The following is a 2124-nucleotide window of genomic DNA, read 5'->3' as shown; positions in this document are numbered from 1 at the left end:
ACTCGATCGTTCGATGGAACTGGTGATGGCCCAATTGGCGATTCTCAAAGCCGGTGCGGTTTACGTGCCGATAGATCCCAATGTGCCGGATGAGCGGAAAACCTGGCTGATAAATGATTGTTCCGCCAGATTGCTGCTCACCGATACACGAGGGAATATTCCGGCGGATCTGGCGGTACCGCTGTTTCGCCTCTCGGATAAGACAGATACGGACAACGAGCAAGATCGCCTTAACCTTGACTTACCGCATGCCAGCACTGAGTTAGCGTATATCATGTACACCTCCGGTTCTACCGGGATACCTAAAGGGGTGTTGGTACCGCATCGTGCGGTGGTCCGGCTGGTGATTAACAACGGCTATGCCGAAATCGAACCCGATGATCGGGTGGCTTTTGCCGCTAACCCGGCTTTCGATGCCAGTACGTTTGAAGTCTGGGTACCGTTGCTGAATGGCGGCGCGTTAGTGGTGGTTGATCACACCACTTTGCTGACGCCGCCAGAGTTTGTACAGGTTCTACAGGTTCAGCGAATTACTGTTCTGTGGTTGAGTGTTGGATTGTTTAACCAGATAGCCGAAGAACTGTCTCCGGTTTTACCACAGATAAGGCTGCTGATTGTTGGCGGCGATGCCCTTGATCCGCATGTCATCGGCCAGGTATTGAACACCCGTCCGCCACAACAGTTATTAAATGGTTATGGGCCAAGTGAAGGCACCACCTTTACAACCACCTACCGTATCAATGCAGTCGCACCGGGAGCGACCAACATCCCGATTGGCCGACCGATAGCTAACACGCGGGTTTATCTGTTGGATGCTTATGGTCAGCCGGTGCCGTTGGGGGGGGCCGGAGAGATTTATGTGGGGGGCGATGGGGTGGCCTGTGGTTACCTTAATCGGCCTGAATTAACCGCCGAGTGTTTCCTTACCGACCCGTTCAGTGATAACCCGGATGCCCGCCTGTACCGCACCGGGGATGTGGCGCGTTATCTGCCGGACGGCAATCTGGAGTTCCTGGGCCGTAATGATCAGCAGGTTAAAATCCGCGGTTTCCGCATTGAACCAAAGGAAATTGAGGCCCGATTGGCCGAACACCCAACGGTGCGTGAAGCGGCGGTGTTGGTACAGGGGGAAGGGCAGAATAAACGGCTGGTGGCCTATGTGGTGGGATCAGCGGATGACGGGCTGGCAGACAGCCTGCATACGCACCTGAGCGCCATTTTACCTGACTACATGGTGCCAACGGCCTTTGTGCGGCTGGATGCGTTTCCGTTGACGCCGAACGGTAAGTTGGATCATCGGGCATTACCGGTGCCGGACAATGAAATTGCTGCCCGTCAGGCTTACGCTGCGCCTCTGGGAGAAACAGAAATCGCGCTGGCGGCGATCTGGCGTGAATTACTGGGCATTGAGCAGATCAGTCGGTATGACAGCTTTTTTGCCTTGGGCGGTCATTCGTTGCTCGCGGTACGTATGATTGGACGCTTGCGTCACCTGGGATTGACACTGACGGCGCGTGATCTGTTCCAGTCGCCGGTGCTGTCAGATCTGGCGCAAACGTTGGGACGACATCAGGCGGTGACAGTGCCGCCGAACGTCATTACGCCAGCAACCACAGAGTTGACACCGGCAATGCTGCCGCTGATTGATTTGACTCAGGCGGATATTGACTGTATCGCCGGGCAGGTGCCGGGCGGGGTGGCCAATATTCAGGATATCTACGTCCTGTCGCCGTTGCAGGACGGCATCTTGTTCCACCATTTGCTGGAGAATGAAGGCGATCCCTATCTGTTGATCAGCCAGATGGCCTTTGCTGACCGGGCGCGGTTGGATCGTTATCTGGCAGCGATTCAGCGGGTGGTTGATCGCCACGATATTCTGCGTACCGCTTTTCTCTGGCAGGGATTGTCAGTGCCGGCGCAGGTGGTCTGGCGTCAGGCTGCCTTGTCGGTGACGGAACTGACGCTAAACCCGGCTGATGGTCCGGTCAGAGACCAGCTAACCCGGCGTTTTGATCCGCGTCAGCATCGTATTGATTTAAGGGAAGCGCCGTTATTACGTTTTGTGGTGGCGCAAGAAACGGATGGTCGTTGGATCCTGCTGCAATTGCTGCATCACCTGATTGG

The 2124-nt window shown here is 55.6% G+C and carries 1 protein-coding gene; it reads left to right on the top strand.

Annotation, left to right across the window (positions count from 1 at the left end):
* Positions 1 to 2124: non-ribosomal peptide synthetase (locus EAE91_RS23270; protein ID WP_214090514.1), on the top strand; the 2124-nt coding region annotated here is incomplete at both ends.

The organism is Photorhabdus noenieputensis (assembly GCF_018448935.1).
Lineage (GTDB): Bacteria > Pseudomonadota > Gammaproteobacteria > Enterobacterales > Enterobacteriaceae > Photorhabdus > Photorhabdus noenieputensis.
This window is presented reverse-complemented; position numbering and strand designations above follow the sequence as displayed.